We start from the raw sequence: 25,261 nt of genomic DNA, 5'->3' as shown, positions 1-25,261 counted from the left end.
TTGCCTTGCCGGATTGCCGGGATCGATGGTTTGCCCGGTGACGGGCAGCGGCGGCGTGGCGCCGGGCGTCAAGCCAGAGGCGGGGGGCCGCATGCTATCGTCAGGAGTTAGCTGCCCGGCTGCTGTGCACCGGACCGCACACCCTTAAAAATCATGCCTCAAGAACTTGCCAAGACATACGACCCTGCTGCCATAGAAGAACGCTGGGCCAAGCGCTGGGTTGACGACGACCTGTGGCGCCAGCCGAGCCCTGCTGATGCTGACACAGCCCGCGATGCATTCACCATGCTGCTGCCGCCGCCCAATGTAACGGGACGCCTGCACATGGGGCACATGCTGAACCAGACCGAGATGGACATCCTGGCGCGGTGGAACCGCATGCGCGGCAGAACCACCTTGTGGGTGCCGGGCACCGACCACGCGGGCATCGCCACGCAGATGATGGTGGAGCGCCAGCTGGTGAGCGAGAAAACCTCGCGGCAGGAGCTGGGCCGCGAGCGCTTTGTCGAGCGTGTGTGGCAGTGGCGCGAGGAGTATGGCGGCGCCATCCTGGACCAGATGAAGCGGCTGGGCGCGAGCGTGGACTGGTCGCGCGAATACTTCACGATGGATGCGGGGCTTTCCACTGCCGTGCGCGAGGCGTTTGTGCGCCTGCATGAGCAGGGGCTTATCTATCGCGGCAAGTACATCGTGAACTGGGACCCGGTGCAGCAGACGGCTGTTTCGGACCTGGAAGTGGTGCACGAAGACCGCTTGGGCAAGCTGTATCACGTGCGGTATCCGCTGGCCGACGGAACGGGCTCGGTAGTGATTGCGACGACGCGGCCGGAGACGATGCTGGGCGATACGGCGGTTGCGGTGAACCCGCAGGACGCGCGGTACGCGGCGTTAATCGGCAAGATGTTGAAGCTGCCGTTGACGGATCGCGAGATCGCGATCGTGGCGGATGACTGGGCCAACCCGGAGTTTGGCACGGGCGCGGTGAAGGTGACGCCCGCGCATGACCCGAATGACTTTGCAATCGGCGAACGGCACGGGCTGCAGCAGCTCACGATCATGGATGCCGAGGCGCACATCGACCTGCCGGGTTCGCCGTACCACGGGCTGGACCGGTACGTGGCGCGCACGCGCATCGTGGAAGACCTCGAAGCGGCGGGGCTGCTGGTCGAGATCAAGGACCACGCGATGTCGATCGGGCTGTCGCAGCGCACGGGCGCGGTGATTGAGCCGCGGCTTTCGACGCAGTGGTTTCTGAAAGTGGAGAAGCTGGCAGAGAAGGCGATTGCTGCGGTGGAGACGGGGCTCAACGGCGAGCCGCCCGCGATCAAGTTCACGCCGGAGCAGTACCGCAAGACGTACATGGAGTGGATGCGTAACATTCACGACTGGTGCATCTCGCGGCAGTTGTGGTGGGGTCACCGTATTCCGGCGTGGCACTGCGGCGCATGTGCGCAGATCACGGTCGCGCGCGAAACGCCGGGCGCGTGCGCGCACTGCGGAAGCGACCGGCTGGAGCAGGAAACCGACGTGCTCGACACGTGGTTTTCTTCGGGACTGTTGCCGTTTACGGTATTCGGCTGGCCGGAGAAGACGGCGGATCTCGCGGCGTTTTACCCGACGCAGCTGCTGGTCACCGGCTTCGACATCCTGTTCTTCTGGGTTGCGCGGATGGTGATGTTCGGCTGCTGGTTCATGGGGCAGGAGCCGATCGTCGAGGGCGGCATTTCGCATGAGCGCACGCTGGCCGAGTCGGTGCCGTTTCGCGAGGTGTACATCCACGCGCTGGTGCGCGACGCCGAGCGGCAGAAGATGTCCAAGACCAAGGGCAACGTGCTGGATCCGATCGAAGTGGTGAAGCAGTACGGCACCGATGCCGTGCGGTTTACGCTGGCGGCGATGGCTTCGCCGGGCACCGACATTGCGTTCTCCGAGGCGCGGACTGAGGGGTATCGCGCGTTTGCCAACAAGATCTGGAACGCGGCGCGGTTCATCTTCATGAACGTGGAGCGGGCGGCGGAAGCCGGCGTGACAGTGGACCTGACAGCATTGGCCACTGCACCGGTTGCAGATGCGGACCCTGGTTTCTTGGAAACGCAGTGGATCACGGCGCGGCTGGCACAGACCGCCGCCGCGGTGGATGCGGCTCTGGGGCAGTATCGCTACGACGATGCGGCCAACCTGGTGTACCAGTTCTTCTGGGGCGAGCTCTGCGACTGGTACCTGGAGATCGTGAAGCTGCGCTTGCAGTGGACGGTGGACGCGGATGCAGTGGCGGCGCGCGCTGCGCTGCAGACGCTGGTGGCTACGTTTGAAGCGTCGCTGCGGTTGCTGTCGCCGTTTATGCCGTTTTTGACAGAAGAGCTTTGGCACGCGGTGTATGACGGCGCGCCGCCGGCGAAGTCGATCGCGCTGTGCGCGTATCCGTCCGGCAGTGCCGATGGTGCCGAGGTATGCGCGCAGATGAGCGACGTGCAGGAGCTGATCACCTCGGTGCGCGCGTTACGCAAGGAGCTGGGCGTACCTGAGAAAGAAACGGTGCCGGTGCAGGTACGGGCAAGCGAGCATGCTGCCGAGTCGCTGCGTGCGGCGCGGGCCATTGTGGAGCGGATGGCACGCGTATCCGCGATTGCGTTTGTGGCGGCGCCGTTGTTGGGAACAGGCGTGCGCTCGACCACCGCGTTTGATGTGCAGGTGGTGTACGAGAAGCAGATCGACGTGGCGGCGGAGCGGGAGCGGCTGGAGCGAGAGCTCGCGAAGCTTGAGAAGGAACAGAGCGGCGCCGAAGCGAAGCTGGGCAACGAGAGCTTTCTTGCGAAGGCCCCGGCGCCGGTAATCGACGGCATCCGGCGACGCGCGGCGGAAGTGTCGGAACTGCTGGCGAAAACCCGCAGCGGTCTCGAGGCGCTCGCATCGAAACAGCAGTAGCGGGAGTGGAACGAATGGACTGGAAATCGAGACGCATCGACGCGATTGTGGAACAGGCGCTGGTGGAAGACAAGGCGACTGATGATGCCACGACCCTGATCACGATTGATGCCGGGTTGCGGGGCACGGGCACGGTGATGGCGAAGCAGGACTGCGTCATTGCCGGGCTGGGCGTGATTCCGCGGGTGCTCGCCGTGTTTGCCCGCCTTGAGGGGCGGAGCGAAGCGAGCTTCGAGGTGGTGAGCCACCCGGAGATCTTCGACAGCGTGCGCGTGCGCAAGGGGCAGTCGCTGGCGGTGATCCGCACCACGGCGCGGACGCTGCTCTCGACCGAGCGCGTGATCCTGAACCTGCTGCAGCGCATGAGCGGCATTGCCACGTTGACGCGGCGCTACGCGGATGCGGTGCAGGCTACGGGCACCACGGTGATCGATACGCGCAAGACCGTACCGGGGCTGCGCGTGCTCGATAAGTACGCGGTGACCTGCGGCGGCGGCGAGAACCACCGGCTGGACCTGTCGGACGGCATCCTGATCAAGAACAACCACATTGCGCTGGGCGGCGGCGTGGCCCGGGTGCTGGCGAATGCGCACAGGCTGCGCAAGGCCGGGCAGGTGATCGATATTGAAGTGCGCTCGTTTGCGGAACTGGACGAAGCGCTGGAGCATGGAGCCGAGTCGCTGCTGCTCGACAACATGACGCCGGATGAAGTGAAGCGGGCGATCGGCGTGGTGCGGGAGCGTGGCTTGAAGATCCCGATCGAAGCGTCGGGCGGGATGACGCTCGAGACGATCGGCGCGTATGCGCAGGCAGGGCCGGACTACATCTCGGTGGGCGCGCTGACGCACTCGGCAGTGGCGGTGGACCTGAACATGCGGATCACAGCGGAGCTTGGCTGAAGTGGGCGTGGCGACAGAAAAAGGTGTGACGGTGAGCGGCGTTCCGGCGGACGCTTTCGATCTGCAGGCATTGCGACTGGACCTTGCGGACACCTGCTGGACGGCTATCGAGCACTTCAACGAAATCGCCTCCACCAACACGCACGCGATGCGCGCGGGGGTGGATGGCGCCGAGCATGGCACCGTGTATATCGCGGACGCGCAAACAGGCGGCCGCGGGCGTGGCGCGCATGCCTGGGCATCGCCTGCGGGCAGCGGGCTGTATGTGAGCATGCTGCTGCGGCCTGCGCTGGCGCCCGGCGATGCGTTGTGGCTTTCGCTCGCGGCGGGCGTGGCGGCGCAGGCGGCGGTGCGATCCGTCGCCGCAGACAGCAAGCGGGGCTTAAAAGTGGGCCCGGACCTGAGGGTGGACCTGCGCTGGCCGAACGACCTGCTGGTAGGCACGCGCAAACTGGGCGGGGTGCTCACCGAGATGCAGGCCGAGGCAACGCGGGTGCGCTTCGTGGTGGTCGGCATCGGCATCAACGTGCACCAGCAAAGCTTTCCGGCTGAGCTGGCGACCGGCGCGACCTCCCTTGCAATTGAACAGATAGCGACCACTCGGCAGCGACTGCTGCTCGCGTTGCTGCGCGCGGTGCACCACGAAGTGCAGGCACTCACCGCGGTGACCGCGGAAGCGCGCACCCTGGCACAGCAGCAGTTACGCATACGACTCGAACAAGGCTCGAGCTGGATGCGGGGCAAGCGTGTGCATGTGGGCGAGGAGAACGCGTACGTGGGAACGACCGAGGGGCTGGATGCGCGCGGGTTCTTGCTGGTGCGCACCGATGCGGGCGAACTGCGGACCGTGCTGTCGGGCGGCGTGCGCGCGGCGGAGTAACGGATGCTGCTGACACTCGATGTAGGCAACACAAACACGGTGCTGGGCGTGTTTCGCGGGGCGGAACTGCTGGCGCACTGGCGCGTGACCACGCACAAGACGCAGACGGTGGACGAGTATGGCGTGCTGTTTCGCAACCTGTTTGCGATGCGCGGCATTGCGGCGGACGAGGTCAGCAACATCGTGATTTCGTCGGTGGTGCCGCCGCTTGATTCCACACTGCGCCTGGTGGCGGAGCAGTACTTTCGCTGTACGCCGCTGCTGGTGGAGCCGGGTGTGCGCACCGGGATGCCGCTGCTGGTGGACAACCCGACGGAGGTCGGCGCGGACCGCGTGGTGAATGGCGTGGCGGCGTTTGCGCGGTTTGGCGGCGCGTGCATCGTGGTGGATTTCGGCACGGCGACGACATTTGACGTGGTGTCGCCGCGGGGCGAGTTTCTTGGCGGGGCGATTGCGCCGGGCCTTGGCATCTCGGCCGATGCCCTGTTTGCACGGGCGGCGCGGCTGGGCCGGGTGGAGCTGCGCAAGCCGGCAAAAGCAATTGGCACGAACACGGTGACAAATCTGCAGAGCGGCATGTTTTTCGGATACCTGGGCCTGGTGGACGGGATTCTCGAGCGGATGGTCGCGGAGCTTGCAGCGGATGGAGTGACACCCGTGATTGTGGCGACGGGTGGGCTGGCGCACCTGATTGCGCCGGAGTCGCGCTTCATCAAGGAAGTGGACGAGATGATGACGCTCGAGGGGCTGCGACTGATCTTTGAACGCAACGAGCGTAGGCAGGATCGCGAAGGCGGCAGCCGTGTACGCGTGGCGGACAGCGACCGGCGCACAGGGCAGAAGCCGGCGCTATCGCCGGGGCGGCAGCGCACTGACGGGGCGGAGTAGCGTTTGCAGAACTACTACAACTACTTCACCGAGGTGGAGGAGCGGTTTCAGCAGAGGCGTGGTTCGCTCTTGTTGCTCTCCACCCTGGACTGGGCGCTGATCGAAACGTGGCGCGATGCCGGGGTGCCGCTCGAAGCAGTGCTGCGCGGCATCGATGCGGCGTTCGACAAGCATGAAACCAAGCAGGCCAAGGGACGAGTGCGGCGCGTCAACGGCCTGGCATGGTGCGCGCAGGCGGTGATGGAAGCCGCGGAGCAGATGCGCGAGGCGTCGATGGGCGCGGCCAAGGTCGAGCCTGCGGAGAGCACCGGGTTTGAGGGTGAGCCGGTGGCGCGGCACCTTGCGGGTTGCGTGGAGGAGCTGACGGCAGCGGCAGCGGTGGCGCACGAGCGGGCACTGCCGGAAGCGGCGGGGAAGCTGGTGCTGGAGACAGCGGAACGGCTGCAAACGCTGGAGCAGCAGGCGCGCGCCGGGGCAATGGACGTGGAGGCGCTGGAGCAGACGCTGCGGACGCTGGAAGAAAAGCTGCTGGCGATGCTGCTGGCGACGCTACCGGAAGAAGAGTTGAGCGGGCTGCGGGCGCAGGCGTCTCGAGAGATCGCGCCGTACCGGAGCCGCATGCAGGCGTTGCAGATCCGGCAGATTGAGCAGCAGTTTCTCGAGAAGCGGCTGCTGGAGCGGTACGCGCTGCCGCGGCTGAGCCTGTTCTACATGCGGAGCGATGGATGAAGCTCCGGATTGAAAAAGCGATCTATGGGGGCGCGGGGCTGGGGCGCGTGGACGGCAAGGCCGTGTTTGTGCCGATGACGCTGCCGGGCGAGGTGGTCGAGGCCGAGATCCAGCCGGGCCGGGACAAGGGTTCATTTGCCGAGGCTGCGCTCCTGCACGTGCTGGAGCCGGCCGCGGAACGGGTGGTGGCGCCGTGCCCGTACTTCGGGGCGTGTGGAGGCTGCCAGTACCAGCACGCGGAGTATGCGACGCAGCTGGAGATGAAGCGGTCGATCCTGCTCGAGACACTGGGGCGTGCGGGGTTGCGGGATGTGCCGGAGGTGCGGTTGCACAGCGCCGAACCGTGGGGCTATCGCAACCGGATCCGCCTGCACGTGGACGCGGCGACGCATGCGCTGGGATACCGGAGACGGGCGTCGCGGGTGCTGCTGGTGGTGGACCGCTGCCCGATTGCCGCGCCGCTGCTGGAGCGTTCACTGGCGGCGTTGCAGGCGCTGTTTGCGGAGCAGCAGGCGGGCACGTGGTGCGCCGAGGTGGAGCTTTTTTGCGATGGCGCGGGCGAGGCGATGGTAATGACCCTGCGGCTGCGAGCCGGTGCGCGCGCGGGCGAGGCAGAACTGCAGCGGCTGGCCGGTGGGCTTGGCGAGCAGGTGCCAGCGCTGGTGGGCGCCGGGTTGTTGCAGGCGGCCGCGGAGCGCGCGGGTCGGGAACCGGTAGCGGCGCGCGGGCAGCGCACGCGCGCGAAGGCACAAGGCCGCATGGCGCCTGCACGCGAGAACCGTGCGGAGCCAGCGGAGGACGTGGATGGTGAAAGCCCGGAGGGTGCGCTCGTGCGGAGCTGGGGTGAGCGCGGCTTGCGCTATCAGGCGGCCGGGCATGCGTACGAGGTGAGCCTAGGAGCGTTTTTCCAGGGAAACCGTTTCCTGGTGGACCGGCTGGTTTCGCTCGCGACCGACGGCGTGGCCGACGAGCTGGTGTGGGACCTGTTCGCGGGTGTGGGATTGTTTTCGGTGGCGCTGGCGGAGCGGTGCGAGCGGGTGGTCGCGGTGGAGGGTGCGCCGGTTTCGTCGGCGGACCTTAGGCGGAACCTTGGACCGGGCCCGACCGGCCAGGACGTCCGGCAGGCGCGGCATCGTGCGGTGGAGTCGAGCACGCTCGGGTTCCTGGCGCGCGAAGGCGCGGGCGGCGCGGCGAAGCGGCCCGGGCATATCGTGCTGGACCCGCCGCGCGCCGGGCTTGGGATGGAGGCGGCGCGACTGCTGGCCGGGGTGCGTTCCCAGGGCGTTACCTACGTTTCGTGCGACCCGTCGACGCTGGCGCGGGATCTGCGGGTGCTGGTGGATGCTGGGTACACCATCTCCCAGTTGCACCTGGCCGACATGTTCCCGCAGACGTTTCACCTGGAAACGGTGGTGAAGCTGCAGCTGCGTTAGGTGTGCCTGGGCCTTGCTTATGGCCACACCTGCGATCAGCCCGGCCTGGCACCCGACGGCGCGCGAACCGGCGCGCGACCACGCTGGCCCCACGCGCGTGCAGGCCGGGGTTCCCTTTTCGACGGCACCGGCATTGATGCCGGCTTGCGCACTGGCGCTCGGCGTCCTGCTGGCCGCAATGCGCTGGATCACCCCTGTCTGGCTCCTGCTGGCGCTTGCGCCGCTGGCTGCGCTGGTGCTGCTGGCAGCCTGGCGGGCGCCGCGCGTTCTGCTGCCGGCTATGGGGGCGCTGTTCCTGGTGCTGGGCTGCCTAGCAGCGGAGCTGCAGCGGCCGGTGGATCCGCAGCAGCAGCTTGCGACGCTCGCGGCCAGCGCGGAGCCCCGGTTGATCACGGGCGAGGTGGTGCGGGTGGAGACGCCGCGCCACGCCACGTATGAAGCCTTTTTTCAGCACACGACCCGCGAAGAAACTACCCGTCGCGTGGACCTGCGGGTGCGCAGCGTGGTGGACGCGCTGGGGCGAAGCGTGCCGCTCGCGGGCGGCGTGCGGGTGACGCTGTACACGGACGCGAAGCTGCCGCTGCCGGCGCTGCGGTGCGGCACACAGGTGCAGGCGCCGATCGTGCTTCGCGCGGAGAGCCACTATGGCGACCCGGGCGTGTGGGACGCGGGCGCCTATCTCCATGAGCAAGGCATCGGTGCGTTTGGCACGGTGGACGCCGCCAGAGTGCGCCTTTTGACGGTGGGCCGGGCCAGCGTGGCCTGCCGGCTGCACAGCTGGCAAAGCGGGGCGAGCGAGCGCGTGATGCAGCTGGCCGCGCTGCCGGCGGCCCGGAAGCTGCCGGATTTCCTGCGGGTTTCTTCCGAGGACGCCAGCATGCTGACGGCGATGCTGACGGGCGACCGCGCCTATCTTCAGCAGAGCACGCGGGTGGGATTTGAGCGGACGGGCTCGTTTCACCTGCTGGTGGTGTCGGGGATGCACCTGGCGATCTTTTCGTCTGTGGTGATGCTGGCTGCGCGGCGGCTGCGCCTGCACCGGGTGGCAGCGACCACGGTGACGCTGGGTTTGTCGCTGGGCTACGCGGTGTTTACGGGGTTCGGGCAGCCGGTGCAGCGCTCGCTCGGGATGGTGGCACTGTACCTGGTGGGGCGGCTCGTGTTTCGCGAGCGGCATGCGCTGCAGGCGCTCGGATTGGCAGCGCTGCTGCTGATCGCGGTGAACCCGCGTGCCCTGGGCGGCTCCTCGCTGCAGATGACGCTGCTGACAGTGGTGGCGATCGGAGGGGTGTGTGCGCCGCTGGCGGAGCGCACGTTTGGGCCATATCTGCACGGAGTGCGCGAGCTGTGGCTGGTGCCGCTGGACGCGGCGATGCCGCCCAGGGTGGCGCAGCTCAGGGTGTCGCTCCGGATGCTGGCGGGTCACCTGGCACCAGTCGCAGGCGGCAGGCTGGCGCGGCGGGGCATGCCCTGGTTGGTGGGAGTGCTGCTGCGCATGCTGGAACTGCTGCTGGTTTCGGCGGTGATCGAGCTGGTGATGGCGCTGCCGATGGCGATGTATTTTCACCGGGTCACGGTGCTGGGGCTGCCGGTGAACTTCCTGATTGTGCCATTCTTGGGGCTGCTGCTGCCGGCGGCGATGGTGTGTTTCGCGGTGCTGTGGGTCGCGCCGGGGCTGGCGGTAGCGCCGGCTGCGGTGGCGGCGGCGCTGTTGCACACGGTGCTGGGCATTGTGCACATGTTTGCCAGCATCCCGTTCGGCGACTACCGGTTACCTGGCCCGCCGGCGCCACGGGTGGTCGTGTGGGTGCTGCTGCTTGCCTGCTCGGTGTGGCTGCTGCGAGGTCGCAGGGGGTGGACGCTGCCGGCTGGCGCGGCGCTGTTGGCCTCGGCGGCGGTGCTGGCGGTAGCCCCGCAAGCGGTGCGGCATCCCGCAGGCGTGCTCCAGGTTTCCGCCATTGACGTGGGACAGGGCGATTCCCTGCTGGTGATCACGCCGGACGGCAAAACGATGCTGGTGGATGCCGGGGGGCTGGTGGGTGCGGCGCCGGACTCGCGCTTCGACATGGGCGAGGAAGTGGTGTCGCCGGCGCTGTGGGCGCGCGGGATCCGGCGGCTGGACGCGGTGGCGATCTCCCACGCGCACGAGGACCATATCGGCGGCATGGAGGCAGTTCTGCGCAACTTTCAACCCCGCGTGTTGCTGGTGGGCAACAATCCTGTGTCGGCGCACTACGCGGCGCTGCTCGCGCTGGCGCGGGACGAAGGAATCCCGGTGGAGCAGCACCGGCAGGGTGACCGGTGGGGCCTTGGCGATGCAGTGGAAGTAAGCACGCTGTGGCCTTCGCGGGCCTACCAGCCAAAGGCTGCCCCGGGCAACAATGATTCGCTGGTGCTGCGGCTGCGCTATGGGGGAACCTCGGCGCTGCTCGAAGGGGATGCGGAGGCACCGGCGGAGGTCGGGATGGTGGAGGCGGGGCTGGGGCACGCCGACCTGCTCAAGGTGGGCCATCATGGGAGCACGTCGTCGAGCACGCCTGCATTTTTAAAGGCGGTCTCGCCGGAGTATGGGGTGATCTCGTGCGGGCGCCGGAACTTCTACGGGCACCCCAAGGAAAAGACGCTGGAGAAGCTCGAGGAGGACCATGTGCGGACCTACCGGACGGACCTGCTGGGCGAGGAGGATTTCATGCTCGATGGCAGGGCAGTGCATGCAAAGCCCTGGGTCACGGCAGACACAGCGGCGCGGTGGTGAGCGGCGCGGTGGAGTGGATGTTTGTTGCAACAGGGGCGGGTTGGCAGGGCTCTCCCCGCGCTCGGGAGGTCGTTTGCCAGGATGGAAGCTGGTCGGCATATGCGAGTTTTAGCCCGAAAGCCTCTGGGCATGCAGAAGCGTGTGGGCGTACCATCACCGCACATGCGGCAACCGGCAGAGGAGCAAACGGCATGGGGGCAGAGCCAGGGAGCGACCCAGCGGCAGGCAGAACACAGACAGACGCGCGGCGGGCAAGGGTGCAGGAGGAGTGGCAGGAGCAGCAGAACCTGAGGCGACTGCAGGTGATGATGCAGTTTCTGCTGGCCAGCATTGCCCAGGATCGGACCATGACCGTGGACGAAGCAGCCCAGCTTGTGGCGCACACGCGCAACGCAGCCCTGCGGATGTTTCCCGGGCGGGAGATGGCCTATAACCTGTTGTGCCGGCCGAAGATTCAGCGGGCAATGCGGGAGCGGTTCCAGATCCAGTAGGGCGGATTCGCAGGGGCGGCTGGGTCCGCTGGCTACCGGCTGGCTACCGGTTGTCGAGGCTGGTGAGCCGGAAGGTGATGGTGCCCCAGAAAAGGCGCGCGCGCATCTGCACCGGGATGTGGCGCTGGTCGTCGGAGTACCAGATCCACAGCTTGCCGCGGTTGCGGATCGCGCCGGTGTCAGCAGTGACCTGCACGCGCACCGTGTGATACGTGGTGGTGGGCGTGCGCACGGTTTCGCGTGCCTCGGTGTGCAGGGTGGTGAGCGTGAAGTGATTGCCGGCCACGACCGGGAGGTGCACAGTGCTGCCGGGGTCGAGAGACTGCGAGCCCGTGTAGTAGATGCCGGAGAGCATGTCAGTCACGCAGGGGGGCAGGTCGGCGGTCTGCTGCAGGTGCACGCGGGAGACGAGGTTGCGCTCGTCGTAGGTGGTGACGTGGTGCGCCGGGTCGATGTGCTGCTCGGAGTCGATTTGGCGGCGGCCTTCCATGAGCTGGCGGGTGAAGCTCTGCGAGCAGCCGGTGGTGCGGTCGAAGCTTGACTGGAAACGGTCAGAGACGCGGAACAACAGGTTGATGGCGCCCTGCGAGTCGCCGGTCACGGAGATGCGCTCAAGCGGGCCATCTGTCTCAAGGTGCACGGTGGCGGTGCCGGCAGGGAACACGCGCCAGTCGACCGCGTAGGTCAGGGTCTGGCGCTGGGGAAAACTCCAGCCGGCGGATGGTGCGGGAAAGCTCGCGGATGCCACCGTAACGGGCGGGATGGCTGGCCGGGGCGTGGCCGGGCCGGGTACAGCCGCAGGCCGGATCGCGTAGGCCGAGCCAAAGGCTGCGCAGAGGATAAGAGCGGCAACGGCGAGCCGGGCAGCGCCCGGGCCGGACTGGGGTACGGGTCCGGAAACAGCTGTGTGCTGAACCCAGGCACGAGAAAACCACGATGGCATGCGCATCCTGTCTGTGTCGTCTCCCGAAAAGCTAGCGCCCGTGCTGGAACGAGAGGCGGAGGATGAGTGCGAGATAGAGTGCGGCGACGCCCATGCTGGCATTGTACTCGCGGTGCTTGCGGTAGAGCGCCGGCGCGAACCGGCCACGCTCGGCAGCGGAACGCAGGGGTGCACGCCAGGGAACGAGGCGCGGGACGCGAGCGGCGTAGTGGTCAAAGCCCGGGAACTGCGCGCGCAGGAAGCTTTCCTCACCGCGGATGACGGGCACGTAGATGATGGCGAACAGCAGTGCCAGCAGGGCCGCCAGCAGGACGGAGCGGGCGCCGAGCGCGAAGCCGAAGGCGATCAGCATGGAGCCGAGATAGAGCGGGTTGCGCGTCCAGGCATAGGGGCCGGTGGTGGTGAGCTCCTGGTTCTTTTTGACATAGCCGGAGGCGTAGCCGCGCAACAGGAGGCCGGGCAGCACCAGGAGCAGGCTCCACGCGAGCGAGTGCCAGGCCGGGGTGGCGAGCAGCAGGAAAACCACGGCGAAGGCGAAGCCGAGGGGGACGCGGATGCGCTTGGCGATGCGCTGCCAGTGGATGGGGCTGGTTGCTGCCTGGGTGGTCATGGGGCCAATCCGACGGTGTTGCGGGTGAGTGGGTCCAGGTGGTCTGTGGTGTTTGCAGACGCGTTCGTGGCGGGTTGCGGGGGTATGCCGGCATTGCCCTGTGCCCCGTGCGCACCGGATGCTGTTCCGGAGCCGAATAGGAGTTCGAGCGCGGCTTCGGCGACGGGCTCGGGCTGGATGCGGAGCAGGCCGGCCTCCGGATCGCGGTGCCGGGTGTGATCGCGGCGGCTCCCCGGGTCGCGCAGCACGCGGAAGTGGGCGTGAAAGGGCCCATTGCGCGCCGGATCTGTGGGTCCGAAGATGCCGACGGTAGGCTTGCCGAGCGCCGCAGCGAGGTGCAGCGGACCGGTATCGCCGCCGATGGCGAGGGTGACGCGCCGCGTGAGCTCGATGAGCTGGCCGACGGTGGGCGCGAGCAGCAGCGGCTCGACGCCAAGGGTGTGGAGCTCGCGGGCAAGCGCCTCCGCTAGGCCGAGCTCGCCGGGCGCGGCGTTGATCACGACCCGTGCGCCACTGTGCTCGGCAACCAGGGCGGCAGCGCGGGCGTAGCGGTCCGCCGGCCAGCGCTTGGCGCCCCAGCCGGCACCGGGGTGCAGCAGGATGGAGAGCGGGAAGTCGGCGGGGACGCCCTGCTCGGAGCACCAGCGCGCTGCAATGGCGTCGTGCGGCAGCAGGGGCAAAGCGAGCGGCAGTGGGTCGCCGAACAGGGCGCGGACGACGTCGGCGGACTGCTCGATGACGTGGATGCCGCGGGAGGGGATGCGCTCCTTGAACAGGTAGCGGGCAAAGGGCTCGCGGGGCTCGGCCTCACCGAGCAGGCGGGGGGCGTGGGCCCAGCAGGCGATCACGGCGGAGCGGATGGCGCCCTGGAGGTCGAGCGTGGCGTCGTAGTGGCCGGCGCGCATGGCCGAGCGGGTGCGCAGGATGGACAGCGCGGTGGCCGGGTGCAGGGGCCGGCGGGACCACTCCTTGGCCGGGACGAGATGGATGTGGTCGACCAGGGGCTGGGCGGGGCTGAGCGCGACATCAGGACCAGCGGAGTCGGCGGCGAGCAGGGCGCGCCAGCGGGGCTCGACGGCCCAGTCAATCGAGAGGCCGGGGTGCGCGGCACGCAGCGCGGTAACAGCCGGCAGGGCATGGAGAATGTCACCCATGGCGCCAAGGCGGACGATCAGAATGCGCGGCTGGGTATCTTGTCGCAAAAGTTAGTTTCGCATACGCGGAGCCGGTGGAATGGTTGCGGCGGGGACGGCAAGGTTGCGGGCAGGGCTTACGGGCAGGCCTGCGGCGGCCCGAGCAGGCGCAGCAGCGTGGTGGCGGCAGCGGACGGGTCGAGGATCTCGGCGCGCAGCGGCACGGCCAGCAGTGGCGGCACGGGGGATCCGGTGCGTGGGTCAAGCCGTTCGAGGATGGCGCGGGCGCCGGTGCTGAGCCGGACCAGGTCCTTCTCGGTGGTGAGCAGCGCAGCATGACCGGAGGATGCCCGGGCGAGCCGCGCCAGCTCCGAGGGTCGGAAGCGGTGATGGTCGCGGAAGCGGAAGGTGCGGGCGAGGACGATGCCCTGCGCGCGGAGGGAGCGGAAGAACTCCTCAGGATGGGCGATGCCGCAGAAGGCGGTGACGGGCCGGCTGCGATCGAGGCTTGCGGGAATGGTGAGGCTGCGGCGGACGCGCCAGATGGGCTGGTTGAAGCCGGCGGAGCGCAGCAGGTGCTCGCTGTGCTGGTCCTCTTCGCGCAGCACCAGGATGTGTGCGCGATGGAGGGAGCGGACGGGTTCGCGCAGGCGGCCAATGGGGAGCAGGCGGCTGTACAGGTCGGACGGGTGGATCACGATGATGTCGACGGCGCGCTGAAGCCGGCGGTGCTGGAAGCCGTCGTCGAGCAGGTGGATGGCGGCCGGGTGTGAAGCCGGTTGGGCTGGTGGACGGGCGGCCTGTTCCTGCTCGGCGAGCAGGCCAGCGGCGTAGCGGGAGGCGCCTACGTACACGGGCGCGCCGGTGGCCTGCGCGATCAGCAGAGGCTCATCGCCGAAGCGGGCGGCGGAGCCGGAGAGCTGGACCCGCTCGACAGCGGCGGAGGAGCGACGACCGTACCCGCGCGAAAGCACGTCCACCGCGATGCCTTGCTGGTGCAGGAGCTCGGCGAGAGCAATCACGATGGGGGTTTTGCCGGCGCCGCCTATGGAAAGATTGCCGATGCTGACCACGGGTCGCGTGAGCGCCTTGGGCTGGAGCCAGCCGCGAGCATAGGCGTGGTTCTTCGCGGAAATGGCCAGGGCATAGGGCAGCTGCAGGGGCAGCATCCACGGCGACCAGGGTGACGCCATGGGGCGCGTCATGCGCCGGTTCCGAGGGCTGGTTGTGGCTGCAGGAGGGGCAGCAGCGCAGACAGGACGCGGCTGGTAGCGCCGGAGGACGCGGCGCACACGGCGCGGGCGCGCTCGCCAAGGGCGGCGGCCTGCGCGGGGTCGGCGAGCAGGTGCGCGATGGTCTGTTGGATCTCCGGCAGGCCGGCGATGCGGATGGCGTCGGCGGCGCGCAGGGTCGTGACGATCTCGAGGAAGTTGGCGTAGCCGGTGCCGATGACGACCGGCTTGCCCAGGGACGCGGGCTCGAGCGGGTTGTGGCCGCCCGCGTGGAGAAAGCCGCCGCCGACGATGGCGACCTGGGCCAGGGCGTAGAGCGGGGCGAGTTCACCGACGGAGTCGAGCAGCAGGAGGGTGCCGGGAGCGATGGGCTGCGGGTCGCGGCGCCAGAGGGAGAGTGGCGACCAAGGCCGGCCAGAAGCTTGGAGCAGGGCGGCGACTTCGTCGAAGCGCTCCGGGTGGCGTGGGGCAAGCAGGGTCACGGTGTGTTCAGGGAGCAGGGGCAGCAGCAGGGCTTCTTCGCCGGCGAGCGTGGAGCCGCAGACCAGCACCGGCGCGCCGGCCTGGATGGCCTGGCGGAGCTGATCGAGCAGCGGCGTGGGAAGTGGCGGCGGCAGGTCGTACTTGAGGTTCCCGATAGCGGAGGCCGCCGGGGCTCCGAGTGCGCGCAGGCGCTGGGCGTCCCGGTCAGACTGGGCAAGTACCAGGGACAGGGTGCCGAGCAGCGGGCGCCACAGGGCCGCAAGGCGCTGGTAGCGCGGCCAGGAGCGGTCGGAGATGCGGGCGTTGATCACGGCGACGGGGACGCCGGTGCGCGCGGCTTCGATGAGGAAGCGTGGCCAGAACTCGCTCTCGACCAGCACCACGAGCGAGGGGCGCAGGAAGCGGAGCCAGGCGCGGACGGCAAACGCGAAGTCCGCAGGGTAGTAAAAGACGGAGTCGGCGCCGAAGCGGGCGCGGGCGATCTGCTGGCCGGTGCGGGTGGTGGTGGAGACGTAGCAGCGGGCGTGGGGCAGCGCGGAGCGCAGGGCGGCGACGAGAGGGACGGCGGCGAGCACTTCCCCGACGGACACAGCGTGGATCCAGAGCGTGACTTCACCGGCCGCGGGCGCATGGAGGCGGCGGCGCGGGATGCGGCCCAAGCGTTCGGCAAAGCCCTCGCGGTACTTGCCGGCGGGGCGCAGCTCGCGGAGCCACCAGGGCGCCGTGGCTGCGAGCGCAAGCACGAGCGCCGCGCTGTAAAGCGTGAGCAGCGGGGTAGTTACCGATGGTAAAAGGCGCGGTGGGGGAGTTCTGTTCACGCTGGAGTCTCGTCCGATCATAATGGTCAGGACTACGGTCAGGACTCATCCCCAAACTGCCGGGACTGCGGCTCTTCCCTGCCGTGCTTTGCTGCGTTCACTCTTTTTGCTTCGAGGTCGCCCTGCCATGCTTCGCCGATTTGCTACCTGTGCCCTGCTCGCCGCCACGCTGCCCGCGCTCGCCGAGAAGAAGATCGATCCCGCCACGAGTGCCGGGCAGTACGCCGCGCATGCCACGCAGGAAGGCATCACGATTGCCGCGGATCCGTACGACCGGCTGCCCAAAGAGGACGTGTTCCGGGTGGACTACCTGAAGTACAACTTCATCCCGATCCGCATCGTGGTGACCAACGACACGGCGCTGCCGATCTCGCTCAACGATGTGCGCATCCTGCTGCTGCCCGCGGAGAGTGGCAAGATCAACGCGGCGGAGCCGGAGGATGTCGAGCGCCGGGTAGAGGGCGCCGCGCGGCGGGGCACGACGATCCCGATCGGGCCGTTGAAGATACACAAGCAGGGCAAGGCTGCCGATTCCAAGGTGGAAGCGGATTTTTCGGAGCATGAGTACTCGGCACTGGCGGTGGAACCGCACACAACGCGGGCTGGTTTTCTGTTTTATGACGTGCAGGGGCTGGGGCAGCATCCGCTAAACGGGGCGAAGCTGGTGTTCCGGCAGGTGCGGGACAGCAGTGGCAAGGAGATGTACGCGTTTGAGGTGCCGCTGGATGCTTACCTTGCCAAGGCGCCGCAGTAAGAGCGAACGGCTTAGGACGGGGTAAGAGCCAGACCGCCTGCGCGGCTGGCGGCCACTTCGTGGCGGGTGGTTCGTGGGGTTCGAGGTGCGGGCCTGGGTGGTTCCCACGTCTCGGAAGCGAGACATGGGGCACCCGGTTTTCGTCGGTGTTGAGCCGGCAGGAGCTAGACGCCCTTTTTCTGCGGTTCCCAGATGTACTTGTGGATCTGAAGGCTGAGGCGAGCGGGCACGGCGTCGGCGAGCATCCAGTCGACGAGCTGGCGCGGGTCCAGGGCGCAGTTGGCGGTGGAGCGCTCGAGGCTCGGAGCTTTCTTGAAGGCGGGGGAAAACAGCACGTGGCCGGCGCGGGTGTGGAGGCTGTGCTCCAGCGTGAAGTCGCGGGCGAACTCGTAGTCGGCGCGGTCGCTGATCACGAACTTCGCCTCGTCGCGCGCGGTAAGCGTGTCGAGGTTGTCGAGGCGGAAGCGACCGCACTCGCCGGAGGCCGGGCACTTGACGTCGACGATCTTGTGGACGGCCGGGGGCACGTCGGACAGGGGGCGTTCGCCGCTGGTCTCGATCATGAGCTGGTAGCCGTCGGCCAGCAGGCGTTCCATAACGGGGATGAGTTCGCGCGCCTGCAGCAGCGGCTCGCCGCCGGTGAACTCGACGAGGCGCACGGGCGCGAGGGCCTCGACGGCGGCGATCACTTCGTCGGCAGACTGCTTGTAGCCGCCGGTGAAGGTGTACTCGGAGTCGCACCAGGAGCAGCGCAGGTTGCAGCCGGCGAGCCGCACAAAGATGCAGGGGACGCCGGCGAAGCTCGATTCGCCCTGGACGGACTTGTAGGTTTCGATCAGGAACATGGTTTTTGCTCAGGGTGCTACGGCATGGCGGCTGAACCGCTTGGCACGCGGCTACGCGTAGTAGGTCGCGGCGGAGGTGTCGGTTTCGTAGATGGTGCAGTCCTTGACCTGGACACGGCCGCCGGTGAGCCCGCTGATGTGCTTGCTGGTCTCGTCGAAGAAGTACTTGGCGAGATTTTCGGCCGAGGGATTAATGGTGTCGAAGGGCACGAGCTCGTTGATCATGCGGTGATCGAGGTACTCGACGACAGGGCGCAGCACGTTCTTGAGCTCTTTGAAATCGAGCAGAAGGCCGGAGTGGTCAAGCTCTTTGCCGTGCAGGGTGACGCGCACCTTGTAGTTGTGGCCGTGGGGATTTTCGCACTTGCCGTGGTAGTTGCGCAGGTAGTGGCCGGAGGAGAATCCCGCGTCGACGGTGACTTCAAACATAAAGGTCGTGCCCTTTCGATGATGCATCGGAGGGCAGCAACGCCCAACTCCCGTCCATTATAGGTGGGCAGGGGTCGGGCATCGCGGGTTGCGTCGCGGTGGGCTTACTGCGCGGCGCCGCAGCTCAGCGAGCGGGTGGCCACGCCGGTGCCGGCGGCGAGGCGGGTGACGGTTGTGCCTTCAAGCCCGTACTGGCCCGCGAGCTGCACCTCGTCGCCAAAGTAGCCCAGGAACTGGCAGGCGGTGGGCTGGCTGGTGGACTGCTGGGTTTCGGCGACGTAGAGCGGGTAGCCCAGGGCGGCGGTGGCGTAGGCGGGCAGGTCGAGCCCGAGGACGGCGAGGCCGAGCTGCTCGATGGGATCGGGCTGCGTGTACTGACCGACGCCAGTTTTGAAGGACATGTAGAAGGTGGGGATGAGGTGCTGGCCGGTGGGGCAGCCGGCATCGAGCGTGACCTGCGAGGTGTTGCCGGTGAGGTCGGTGCACACGTCGAACTGCGCGCCGGAGGCGTTCTGGGTGACGCTGAAGTCGTTGTCGGTGCCGAGGATCACGGCGTAGGTACCGTCGTTCAGCTTCGGGCCGATGGTGAGGCCTTCGATCTTCTCGGGCACCTTGATGCCGGCGGAGACCAGCGTTGCGGCCACGTCGAGGTAGAGGGACTTGCTGACGGGCTGCACGCCCGCAGGCGGGGTGTTGGTGCCGGCAAGCGAGATGCCCGAGATGTCAGTGGCGCCGTCGAGGTCGATGAGGTACACGCGCTTGGTCGAGACGGTGGCGGCGCCGAGCGGGTCGCCCACGCCGAGGCCGCGGTTGTCGCGCTCGTCGACCGCGATGCGGTGGTTGTCGAGCATGGTCATGGAACTGACGCCGATGCTAGCGCCCTGCTGCGCGGCGGTGAATGGCGAGTTGGGCACGCGCTCATTGATGGTGCTGATGGACTCGAGCGGATAGAGAAATTGCGCGTTGCTGGTGCCGGAGGGGACGTCGAAGCGGACGATGCGGAGGTTGCGGCTGTACAGGCCGGGCTGCGTGCAGCCGTTGGGGCAGCTGCCCTCCTGCGCCATGGGGTCCTGCAGCATGGCGTAGAGGGTGTTGCCGTCGGGGCTGATGGCCAGGGCTTCATAGCCACGGTTGGCGACACGGCCGGCGGTGACGAGGTCGATGGCGGAGTAATCGGGCTGGCCGTTGAGCGTGGGCAGCACGTTCTTGGGCTGCGTGAACGCGCGAACAAAGGTGCCGTCGGCGCGGAACTCGAAGATGGACGGGCCGTACTCGTCAGACACGTAGAAGTGGCCGGAGGGCGCGACGACAAAGCCTTCGGGATCGTGGGAGCGGCCGAGATTGGTGCGGGTGCCGTTGAGCGGGTCAGTGGTGGGATCGATGCCGTTGAAGTGCGCGGGACCCGTGATGCCGTTGAAGGTGACGCCAGCCGGAATGGTGAACTGGATGGTGTCGAGGAGCTGGAAGTTGCCGGCCGCGCCGGTGTTGGGGTCGATGGTCAGCTTGAACTTCTGCACGCGCGTGTCATATGCGATGGTGCCGCCGCCCGGGCCGCGGTCGGCAACGCCGTAGAACACATCTTCAAAGCGGTCGTAGTAGAGATCGGAAAAGAAGCCGCCGAGGCGGTTGGTGTTGGCGCCGGCCGTGGCGCCGTTGAGCGGGGAAAGATCGGGCGTTTCGCCGGGGATGGTGGCAAAAGAGGCGAGGGTCTGGGCGTGGAGTGGCATTGCGGCGCAGGTGGTGAGGCAGGCGGCGACAAGGGTGCGGCGTACGGCGGACACGTTCATGGCGGGCTCCGGGGCGACTCGTGAGGACTTGTGCAAACGTCCCCGAGCATAGGTGTGCCCGGTGCTGTTGCCGATGAACGCGCGGTGAAAAGAGTGGGGATTCGAGCGGGTGTGTGGGTCGCTCAAAGAGGCGCGCCTGCGCTTGCCAGATCGAGAGGCACTGCTTGTACCCGTGGTGGCTGAGCAGGAGCGGCGCCTCTGTGCGGAGGAGCAGGCGGCCGAGCCGCGAACTGCGAACATCAGCTTCCATTTGCGCGGCCGCAGTGCAGCTCTAGGTCAGGTGTTGAGCCAGAAAACCCAGCATCGCGCCGGCGATCTCTTCGAGGTGCGTTTCGAGTGCGAAGTGTCCGGTGGGGAGGAAGGTGACGGTCGCCTCGGGGAGGTCGCGCTGGAAAGCTCTGGCGCCGGCGGGGATGAAGTACGGGTCGTGCTCGCCCCAGATGGCCAGCAGCGGTGGCTGCGCGCTGCGGAAGTACTGCTGGAACTCCGGGTAGCGCCTGACGTTGTCGGCGTAGTCGAGGAAGAGGTCGAGCTGGATGTCGACGTTGCCGGGACGGGCGAGCAGGGCAGCGTCGAGCGTGTAGCCTTCGGGCTTGATCAGCTCCGGGTGCTGGATGCCGACGGCGTACTCGCGGCGAATGCCTTCGGCGGTGAGCGCGCCGCGGATGGCGTTGCGGTGCTCGAGCGTGGGTTCGCGCCAGTAGCGCTGGATCGGCTGCCATGCGTCGCCGAGTCCTTCTTCGTACGCGTTGCCGTTCTGCGAGACGATGGCGGCCACGCGCTCGGGGGCCATCAGGGCGAGTCGCCAGCCGGTGGGGGCGCCGTAGTCGAAGACATACAGGGCATAGCGGGCAAGGCCGAGCGCCTCGGTGAATGCGTGGATCGTCATTGCCAGGGCGTTGAACGTGTAGTGGTAGTCACGCTCGGCAGGAACCTCGGTGAAGCCGAAACCGGGCAGGTCGGGAGCGATGACGCGGTAGCGATGGGCGAGACGAGGGATGAGTTCCCGGTACTGGAAGGACGACGCAGGAAAGCCGTGCAGCAGGAGCACCACGGGGGCGTCGGCCGGGCCTGATTCGCGGTAGAAGACGCGTACGCCGTCTGCCTCAACGAAATGGTGCGCGGTGAAAGGAATTGCCGGAGTTTCGGTCATAGATGTTGCCTCGCGATTCTGCTGTCTGATTCGGGCGGACTGCCGCCGGTCGCAGGAATTGCCAGGCCGCGGCCGCGGGATCGCTGATGTGCGCACACGCAGGTGCCGGGAAGCTTGCTACTTCGCGGGTGCCGGGGTGGCGAAGAAGCTTTCGACCTCGGCGATGTCGGCGGTGATGCGGTAGGCAGGGAGGCTCTCGAGGAAGGCGGCGCCGTACTGCTTGCGGCGGATGCGCGGGTCGAGCAGAACCAGCACGCCGCGGTCATCGAGCGAGCGGATGAGGCGGCCAAAGCCCTGCTTGAGCGTGATCACGGCGGAGGGGATCTGGTAGTCGAAGAAGGGCTTGCCGCCCGCGGCCTCGATGGCGCGGGTGCGGGCCTGCACGACGGGATCGGACGGCACGGCGAAGGGCAGCCGGTCGATGATGACGCAACTCAGTGCTTCGCCCTGCACGTCGATGCCCTGCCAGAAGCTCGAGGTGCCGAACAGCACGGCGTTGGGGGTCTGGCGAAACTCCTCGATGAGCGCCTTGCGCGGCGCGGTGCCCTGCAGCAGCAGCGGCCAGCCGACCTCGGCGAGCAGGCGGTCGTAGACGGAGCGCATTTGCGCGTAGCTCGTGAAGAGACAGAAGGCGCGGCCCTGGGTGGCCTCGAGCACGCGCTTGATGGTGCGCACGGCCTCGTCGGTAAAGCCGGGGTCACGCGGGTCAGGCATGGTGGGCGGCAGGTAGAGCAGCGCCTGCTCGGCGTAGCGGAAGTGCGAAGGGACGATCAACTCCTTCGCGTGCTCGAGGCCGAGGCGGGTGCGCAGATGCTCGAACTTGCCCTGCACCGTGAGCGTGGCGGAGGCGAGCACTACGGTGGGGAAGGCTTCAAAGAGCACGGAGCCGAGCAGGCCGGAGACATCGATGGGCGTGGCCTGAAGAAAGGTGTTGTAGCTTGCTTCCCTGCCCCGGCCCCCGCCGCGCCGTTCGAGCCAGAAGACGGTGTTCTTGTCTTCGGCTTCCATGAGGAACTTGAGGCGGTCGTGCAGCTCGTTGGTGCGGCGCTTGAGGCCCGGGGCTTCCTCGACGTTGCGCATGCGTTCGAGTTCGCCTTCAAGCAGGTTGAGCGCGTTGAGCATGCCGAGGTAGAGCTCGCCGTGTTCTTCCAGGAACTCTTCGCGGTCGGAGAACTGCGCGCGGCCTTCGCCGCCGATGGGCAGCGCGGCGAAGAACATGCGGGAGCGCTCGCGCAAGACCTCGGCGGCGACCTTGGGGCCGTGCGAGATGGCATGCTTGGCGCGCAGCATCAGGTCGAGATCGCGGGCGAGCTCTTCAAAGCGGATATTGGAAAGCTGCAGACCGAAGTAGGCGGAGGCGACGTCCTCGAGTTCGTGCGCCTCGTCGAAGATCACCACGTCTGCCTCGGGAAGGATGCCGGCGTCGGGCGCGTTGGCGACCTGCTGCTTAATGGCGAGGTCGGCGAAGAAGAGGTGGTGATTGACGATGATGAGGTCGCTCTCGGAGGCTTTGCGACGCATTTCCGTGATGAAGCAGCGTTCGAAGTCCGGGCAGGTCTGGCCGAGGCAGGTTTCGGAGCGGGCGTCGAGCTTGGTCCAGAGCGGGCTTTGTTCAGGCAGGGCGTCGACCTCGGCGCGGTCGCCGGTCTCGGTGGTCTTCTCCCACTGCCGGATGGCGTGGAACTGCTGGATCTCCTGCAGACCGCTAAGGATGGGCTCGTGCTCAAGCGCGTACAGCTTGCGGCGGCAGAGATAGTTGGCGCGGCCCTTCATGTAGCAGGTCTTGAGCGGGCCGAGAAGAGACTCGAGGAACGGAATGTCTTTGAAGAAGAGCTGTTCCTGGAGGTTCTTGGTGCCGGTGGAGACGATGACGCGCTTGCCAGAGCGCAGCGCCGGCAGGAGGTAGGCGAGGGTTTTGCCGGTGCCGGTACCTGCCTCCGCGATGAGGTGGCGCTTCTGCTCGATAGCTTCTTCGACCGCGTGCGCGAGCTCGAGCTGGCCGCGGCGGAACTCGTAGGGGAGCGCGGACTGCGCCAGAACGCCGCCGGGCGAGAAGAAGCTGTGCAGGGTCGGCAGCTTTTTAGTGGGAGTTTCAGGCACGATAGGTTGTTTTGGGCAGACTCTTCCTATAATAGAGCTTTGCCCGTTCTTCGCCTCCACTGCGCACGGGCCGGAGGCACCAGAGTCACGCGTGAGAGTCCAGCAGCGAGCGATTCGCAGCGGGCCGCCGTGAAGCACACATCATGAGTCCAAAAAAACAGCACCGCCGCCCCAATCCGCTGCCCCACACCGACGAAGCCCTGGGCATGCCCCTGATCGTGATCTGCGGCCGCCCCAACGTGGGCAAGTCCACCCTGTTTAACCGCCTTACGGGCACACGCCGCTCGATTGTGGGCGATGAGCCGGGCATTACACGCGACCGCATTTACGGCGAGGTGCACTGGGCCGGGCGTGTGGCGCGGCTGGTCGACACGGGCGGCATTGTGCCGGACGACGAGGCGCTGATCCCGAGCGAGATCTTTACGCAGGCGCGAACCGCCTTTGAAGAAGCATCGGCGATCATCATGGTGGTGGACGGCCGCACCGAGCTGGCCTCGCCGGACATGGACCTGGCGCAGTTGCTGCGGCGGCTGAATAAGCCGATGTTCCTGGCGGTGAACAAGATCGACTCGCAGCAGCAGGATGCGGCGGCCGAGAACATGCGGCAGCTGGGCATTCCGAACCTGACGGCGGTCTCGTCGGAGCATGGCCACGGCATCGGCGACCTGCTGGAAGAAGTGTTCAAGGTGTTGCCGCATGCGCCGCTCGCGCCTGAGCCGGAGTTCCCGGTTGTGGACGAGGACGAGGAAGAAGGCGCGGAAGATGACGCCGGGATCCCCAAGCTGCAGCGTACGCATGGCGAGTACGAGCAGCGCGAGACGCGGGTGGCGATTATCGGGCGGCCCAACGTGGGCAAGTCCACCATGCTGAATGCGCTGACCGGCGAAGAGCGCGCGATTGTGTCGCCGATCGCCGGGACGACGCGCGACGCGGTCGATGAGGTGATCGAGCACAACGGCAAAAAGATCCGCATCATCGACACCGCGGGGATTCGGCGCAAGGGCAAGACCAACTTGCTGGCCGAGAAGCTCTCGGTGATCATGGCGCGGCGCCACCTCGAGGCGGCCGATGTGTCGCTGCTGGTGATTGACGCGGAGCAGGGCGTGACGGCCGCGGACGCGACGATCGGCGGCTACGCGCACGAGTCCGGGCGATCGGTGATCATCGTGGTGAACAAGTGGGACCTGCTGACCACGGCGCGCACCGACGGCAAGCCGCATGCGGACCGCAAGGTATACGAGCAGCAGGTGCGCGACACGCTGAAGTACCTGGAGTATGCGCCGCTGGTGTTTATCTCGGCGTCTGAAGGCAAGGGCATGCAGCGGGTGCTGGAGACGATCGAGCGCGTGGCCTCGGAGCGGCGCAAGCGCGTTACCACCGGGCAGATGAATCGCTTCCTCGACAAGGTGGACTTTGAGCGTGCCACCGTGCCGATGAACAAGCGGCTGCGGATCTTCTACATGACGCAGGCCGGCGTGGCGCCGCCGACGTTCATCCTGTTCACCAACCGGGACGTTGAATTGCACTTTTCGTACCAGCGGTTCTTGACCAACCAGATTCGCGAGGCGTTCGGCTTTGAGGGTTCGCCGATCTGGTTCAAGGTAAAGGCGCGCAATGCGGAAGAGAAGGACAAGTAGATGGCAGACGAGCCAGAGCGCACGCGTCCTGCGAACACACTCGACGAGAAACAGATGTTGCTGATCGCGCGTGCCCTGGCTGACCCTCGCCGCTACTCCATTTTGAAACAGATGGCCTGCCAGACTGGGCCGTGCACCCCGTGTGCTTCCATGCGCGATTGCCTGGAGATCAGCCCGGCGACGCTCTCGCACCACATGCGGGAGCTGCGCCTGGCAGGGCTGGTGTCGGAGTCGCGCGAAGGCCGTTCCGTGAGCTACGAACTGTGCCGCGACGTGGTGGAGTCGTACACGGGCACGCTGCACCGCGACTTGCTTTGAGTTCTTCTGCTGTGCCGCA

General features: G+C 67.3%; 21 protein-coding genes. 11 read left to right on the top strand and 10 right to left on the bottom strand.

The window, feature by feature from the left end; genetic code table 11:
• The first annotated feature begins 153 nt into the window (after positions 1-153).
• The 8 genes from D1Y84_RS10270 (at position 154) to D1Y84_RS10235 (ending at position 11,000) form a co-directional block, all read left to right on the top strand.
• On the top strand, positions 154-2,925 hold the full coding sequence (locus D1Y84_RS10270) for a valine--tRNA ligase (RefSeq protein WP_124848418.1): 2,772 nt from the start codon (positions 154-156) through the stop codon (positions 2,923-2,925).
• A gap of 14 nt (positions 2,926-2,939) precedes the next feature.
• A complete protein-coding gene (gene nadC, locus D1Y84_RS10265) occupies positions 2,940-3,824 on the top strand; it encodes a carboxylating nicotinate-nucleotide diphosphorylase (RefSeq protein WP_124848417.1) in 885 nt (294 codons plus the stop codon).
• Positions 3,825-3,831: 7 nt separating this feature from the next.
• Positions 3,832-4,704, top strand: a complete 873-nt coding sequence (locus D1Y84_RS10260) for a biotin--[acetyl-CoA-carboxylase] ligase (RefSeq protein ID WP_233581330.1) — start codon at positions 3,832-3,834, stop codon at positions 4,702-4,704.
• Positions 4,705-4,707: 3 nt separating this feature from the next.
• Positions 4,708-5,592, top strand: a complete 885-nt coding sequence (locus tag D1Y84_RS10255) for a type III pantothenate kinase (RefSeq protein ID WP_124848416.1) — start codon at positions 4,708-4,710, stop codon at positions 5,590-5,592.
• Positions 5,593-5,595: 3 nt separating this feature from the next.
• Complete coding sequence (locus D1Y84_RS10250; RefSeq protein WP_124848415.1) at positions 5,596-6,321, top strand: hypothetical protein; 726 nt, start codon at positions 5,596-5,598, stop codon at positions 6,319-6,321.
• Positions 6,318-7,754 (top strand): class I SAM-dependent RNA methyltransferase, encoded by a 1,437-nt coding sequence (locus tag D1Y84_RS10245; RefSeq protein ID WP_124848414.1) that lies wholly within the window; start codon positions 6,318-6,320, stop codon positions 7,752-7,754. The genes D1Y84_RS10250 and D1Y84_RS10245 overlap by 4 nt, the downstream gene beginning before the upstream one ends.
• Before the next feature lie 19 nt (positions 7,755-7,773).
• Positions 7,774-10,509, top strand: a complete 2,736-nt coding sequence (locus D1Y84_RS10240) for a ComEC/Rec2 family competence protein (protein ID WP_233581568.1) — start codon at positions 7,774-7,776, stop codon at positions 10,507-10,509.
• A gap of 191 nt (positions 10,510-10,700) precedes the next feature.
• Positions 10,701-11,000, top strand: a complete 300-nt coding sequence (locus D1Y84_RS10235) for a hypothetical protein (protein WP_233581329.1) — start codon at positions 10,701-10,703, stop codon at positions 10,998-11,000.
• A gap of 43 nt (positions 11,001-11,043) precedes the next feature.
• Here D1Y84_RS10235 and D1Y84_RS10230 read toward each other — a convergent pair whose 3' ends face one another.
• The 5 genes from D1Y84_RS10230 to D1Y84_RS10210 all read right to left on the bottom strand — a co-directional run bounded on the left by D1Y84_RS10230 (position 11,044) and on the right by D1Y84_RS10210 (position 16,219).
• On the bottom strand, positions 11,044-11,943 hold the full coding sequence (locus D1Y84_RS10230; RefSeq protein WP_124848412.1) for a DUF3108 domain-containing protein: 900 nt from the start codon (positions 11,941-11,943) through the stop codon (positions 11,044-11,046).
• A 31-nt stretch (positions 11,944-11,974) separates the two neighbouring features.
• On the bottom strand, positions 11,975-12,553 hold the full coding sequence (locus D1Y84_RS10225; RefSeq protein ID WP_124848411.1) for an isoprenylcysteine carboxylmethyltransferase family protein: 579 nt from the start codon (positions 12,551-12,553) through the stop codon (positions 11,975-11,977).
• The gene (locus D1Y84_RS10220) at positions 12,550-13,755 is read right to left on the bottom strand and encodes a glycosyltransferase family 9 protein (RefSeq protein WP_233581328.1); all 1,206 of its coding nucleotides are present in this window, start codon (positions 13,753-13,755) and stop codon (positions 12,550-12,552) included. The genes D1Y84_RS10225 and D1Y84_RS10220 overlap by 4 nt, the downstream gene beginning before the upstream one ends.
• A gap of 68 nt (positions 13,756-13,823) precedes the next feature.
• Positions 13,824-14,891 (bottom strand): tetraacyldisaccharide 4'-kinase, encoded by a 1,068-nt coding sequence (lpxK, locus tag D1Y84_RS10215; protein ID WP_124848410.1) that lies wholly within the window; start codon positions 14,889-14,891, stop codon positions 13,824-13,826.
• Complete coding sequence (locus D1Y84_RS10210) at positions 14,888-16,219, bottom strand: 3-deoxy-D-manno-octulosonic acid transferase (RefSeq protein ID WP_233581327.1); 1,332 nt, start codon at positions 16,217-16,219, stop codon at positions 14,888-14,890. Before D1Y84_RS10210 ends, lpxK begins: the two co-directional genes overlap by 4 nt.
• A gap of 127 nt (positions 16,220-16,346) precedes the next feature.
• On the opposite strand from D1Y84_RS10210, the gene D1Y84_RS10205 reads away from it, so the two are divergent.
• Positions 16,347-16,973 carry a hypothetical protein gene (locus D1Y84_RS10205; protein ID WP_124848408.1) on the top strand — a complete coding sequence of 209 codons (627 nt, stop codon included), beginning with the start codon at positions 16,347-16,349 and terminating at the stop codon, positions 16,971-16,973.
• 164 nt (positions 16,974-17,137) lie between these two features.
• Here the strand turns inward: D1Y84_RS10205 and D1Y84_RS10200 are convergent, their stop codons facing one another.
• The 5 genes from D1Y84_RS10200 to D1Y84_RS10180 all read right to left on the bottom strand — a co-directional run bounded on the left by D1Y84_RS10200 (position 17,138) and on the right by D1Y84_RS10180 (position 23,287).
• Complete coding sequence (locus D1Y84_RS10200; protein ID WP_124848407.1) at positions 17,138-17,818, bottom strand: radical SAM protein; 681 nt, start codon at positions 17,816-17,818, stop codon at positions 17,138-17,140.
• Between the two features lie 51 nt (positions 17,819-17,869).
• A complete protein-coding gene (gene queD, locus D1Y84_RS10195) occupies positions 17,870-18,247 on the bottom strand; it encodes a 6-carboxytetrahydropterin synthase QueD (protein WP_124850056.1) in 378 nt (125 codons plus the stop codon).
• 104 nt (positions 18,248-18,351) lie between these two features.
• Entirely contained in the window at positions 18,352-20,034 is a 1,683-nt protein-coding gene (locus D1Y84_RS10190) for an esterase-like activity of phytase family protein (RefSeq protein ID WP_158615418.1), read from the bottom strand.
• A 271-nt stretch (positions 20,035-20,305) separates the two neighbouring features.
• Entirely contained in the window at positions 20,306-21,187 is an 882-nt protein-coding gene (locus D1Y84_RS10185) for an alpha/beta fold hydrolase (RefSeq protein ID WP_124848405.1), read from the bottom strand.
• Between the two features lie 117 nt (positions 21,188-21,304).
• On the bottom strand, positions 21,305-23,287 hold the full coding sequence (locus tag D1Y84_RS10180; RefSeq protein ID WP_233581326.1) for an ATP-dependent DNA helicase: 1,983 nt from the start codon (positions 23,285-23,287) through the stop codon (positions 21,305-21,307).
• Between the two features lie 143 nt (positions 23,288-23,430).
• Here D1Y84_RS10180 and der point away from each other — a divergent pair, with 143 nt between their 5' ends.
• Both der and D1Y84_RS10170 read left to right on the top strand, forming a co-directional pair.
• Entirely contained in the window at positions 23,431-24,924 is a 1,494-nt protein-coding gene (gene der, locus D1Y84_RS10175; protein ID WP_124848404.1) for a ribosome biogenesis GTPase Der, read from the top strand.
• Positions 24,925-25,242: a helix-turn-helix transcriptional regulator gene (locus tag D1Y84_RS10170; RefSeq protein ID WP_124848403.1), complete on the top strand. Its 318-nt coding sequence runs from the start codon at positions 24,925-24,927 to the stop codon at positions 25,240-25,242.
• Positions 25,243-25,261 lie beyond the last annotated feature (19 nt).

Origin of the sequence: Acidipila sp. EB88, from assembly GCF_003858395.1 — a bacterium.
GTDB lineage: Bacteria > Acidobacteriota > Terriglobia > Terriglobales > Acidobacteriaceae > EB88.
This window is presented reverse-complemented; position numbering and strand designations above follow the sequence as displayed.

Bases quoted from the DNA above. Each gene is read 5' to 3' on its own strand.
- D1Y84_RS10270 (WP_124848418.1), top strand. From the start codon at position 154: ATGCCTCAAGAACTTGCCAAGACATACGACCCTGCTGCCATAGAAGAA.
- nadC (WP_124848417.1), top strand. From the start codon at position 2,940: ATGGACTGGAAATCGAGACGCATCGACGCGATTGTGGAACAGGCGCTG.
- D1Y84_RS10255 (WP_124848416.1), top strand. From the start codon at position 4,708: ATGCTGCTGACACTCGATGTAGGCAACACAAACACGGTGCTGGGCGTG.
- D1Y84_RS10245 (WP_124848414.1), top strand. From the start codon at position 6,318: ATGAAGCTCCGGATTGAAAAAGCGATCTATGGGGGCGCGGGGCTGGGG.
- D1Y84_RS10240 (WP_233581568.1), top strand. From the start codon at position 7,774: ATGGCCACACCTGCGATCAGCCCGGCCTGGCACCCGACGGCGCGCGAA.
- D1Y84_RS10235 (WP_233581329.1), top strand. From the start codon at position 10,701: ATGGGGGCAGAGCCAGGGAGCGACCCAGCGGCAGGCAGAACACAGACA.
- D1Y84_RS10230 (WP_124848412.1), bottom strand. From the start codon at position 11,943: ATGCCATCGTGGTTTTCTCGTGCCTGGGTTCAGCACACAGCTGTTTCC.
- D1Y84_RS10225 (WP_124848411.1), bottom strand. From the start codon at position 12,553: ATGACCACCCAGGCAGCAACCAGCCCCATCCACTGGCAGCGCATCGCC.
- lpxK (WP_124848410.1), bottom strand. From the start codon at position 14,891: ATGACGCGCCCCATGGCGTCACCCTGGTCGCCGTGGATGCTGCCCCTG.
- D1Y84_RS10205 (WP_124848408.1), top strand. From the start codon at position 16,347: ATGCTTCGCCGATTTGCTACCTGTGCCCTGCTCGCCGCCACGCTGCCC.
- D1Y84_RS10200 (WP_124848407.1), bottom strand. From the start codon at position 17,818: ATGTTCCTGATCGAAACCTACAAGTCCGTCCAGGGCGAATCGAGCTTC.
- queD (WP_124850056.1), bottom strand. From the start codon at position 18,247: ATGTTTGAAGTCACCGTCGACGCGGGATTCTCCTCCGGCCACTACCTG.
- D1Y84_RS10190 (WP_158615418.1), bottom strand. From the start codon at position 20,034: ATGAACGTGTCCGCCGTACGCCGCACCCTTGTCGCCGCCTGCCTCACC.
- D1Y84_RS10185 (WP_124848405.1), bottom strand. From the start codon at position 21,187: ATGACCGAAACTCCGGCAATTCCTTTCACCGCGCACCATTTCGTTGAG.
- der (WP_124848404.1), top strand. From the start codon at position 23,431: ATGAGTCCAAAAAAACAGCACCGCCGCCCCAATCCGCTGCCCCACACC.
- D1Y84_RS10170 (WP_124848403.1), top strand. From the start codon at position 24,925: ATGGCAGACGAGCCAGAGCGCACGCGTCCTGCGAACACACTCGACGAG.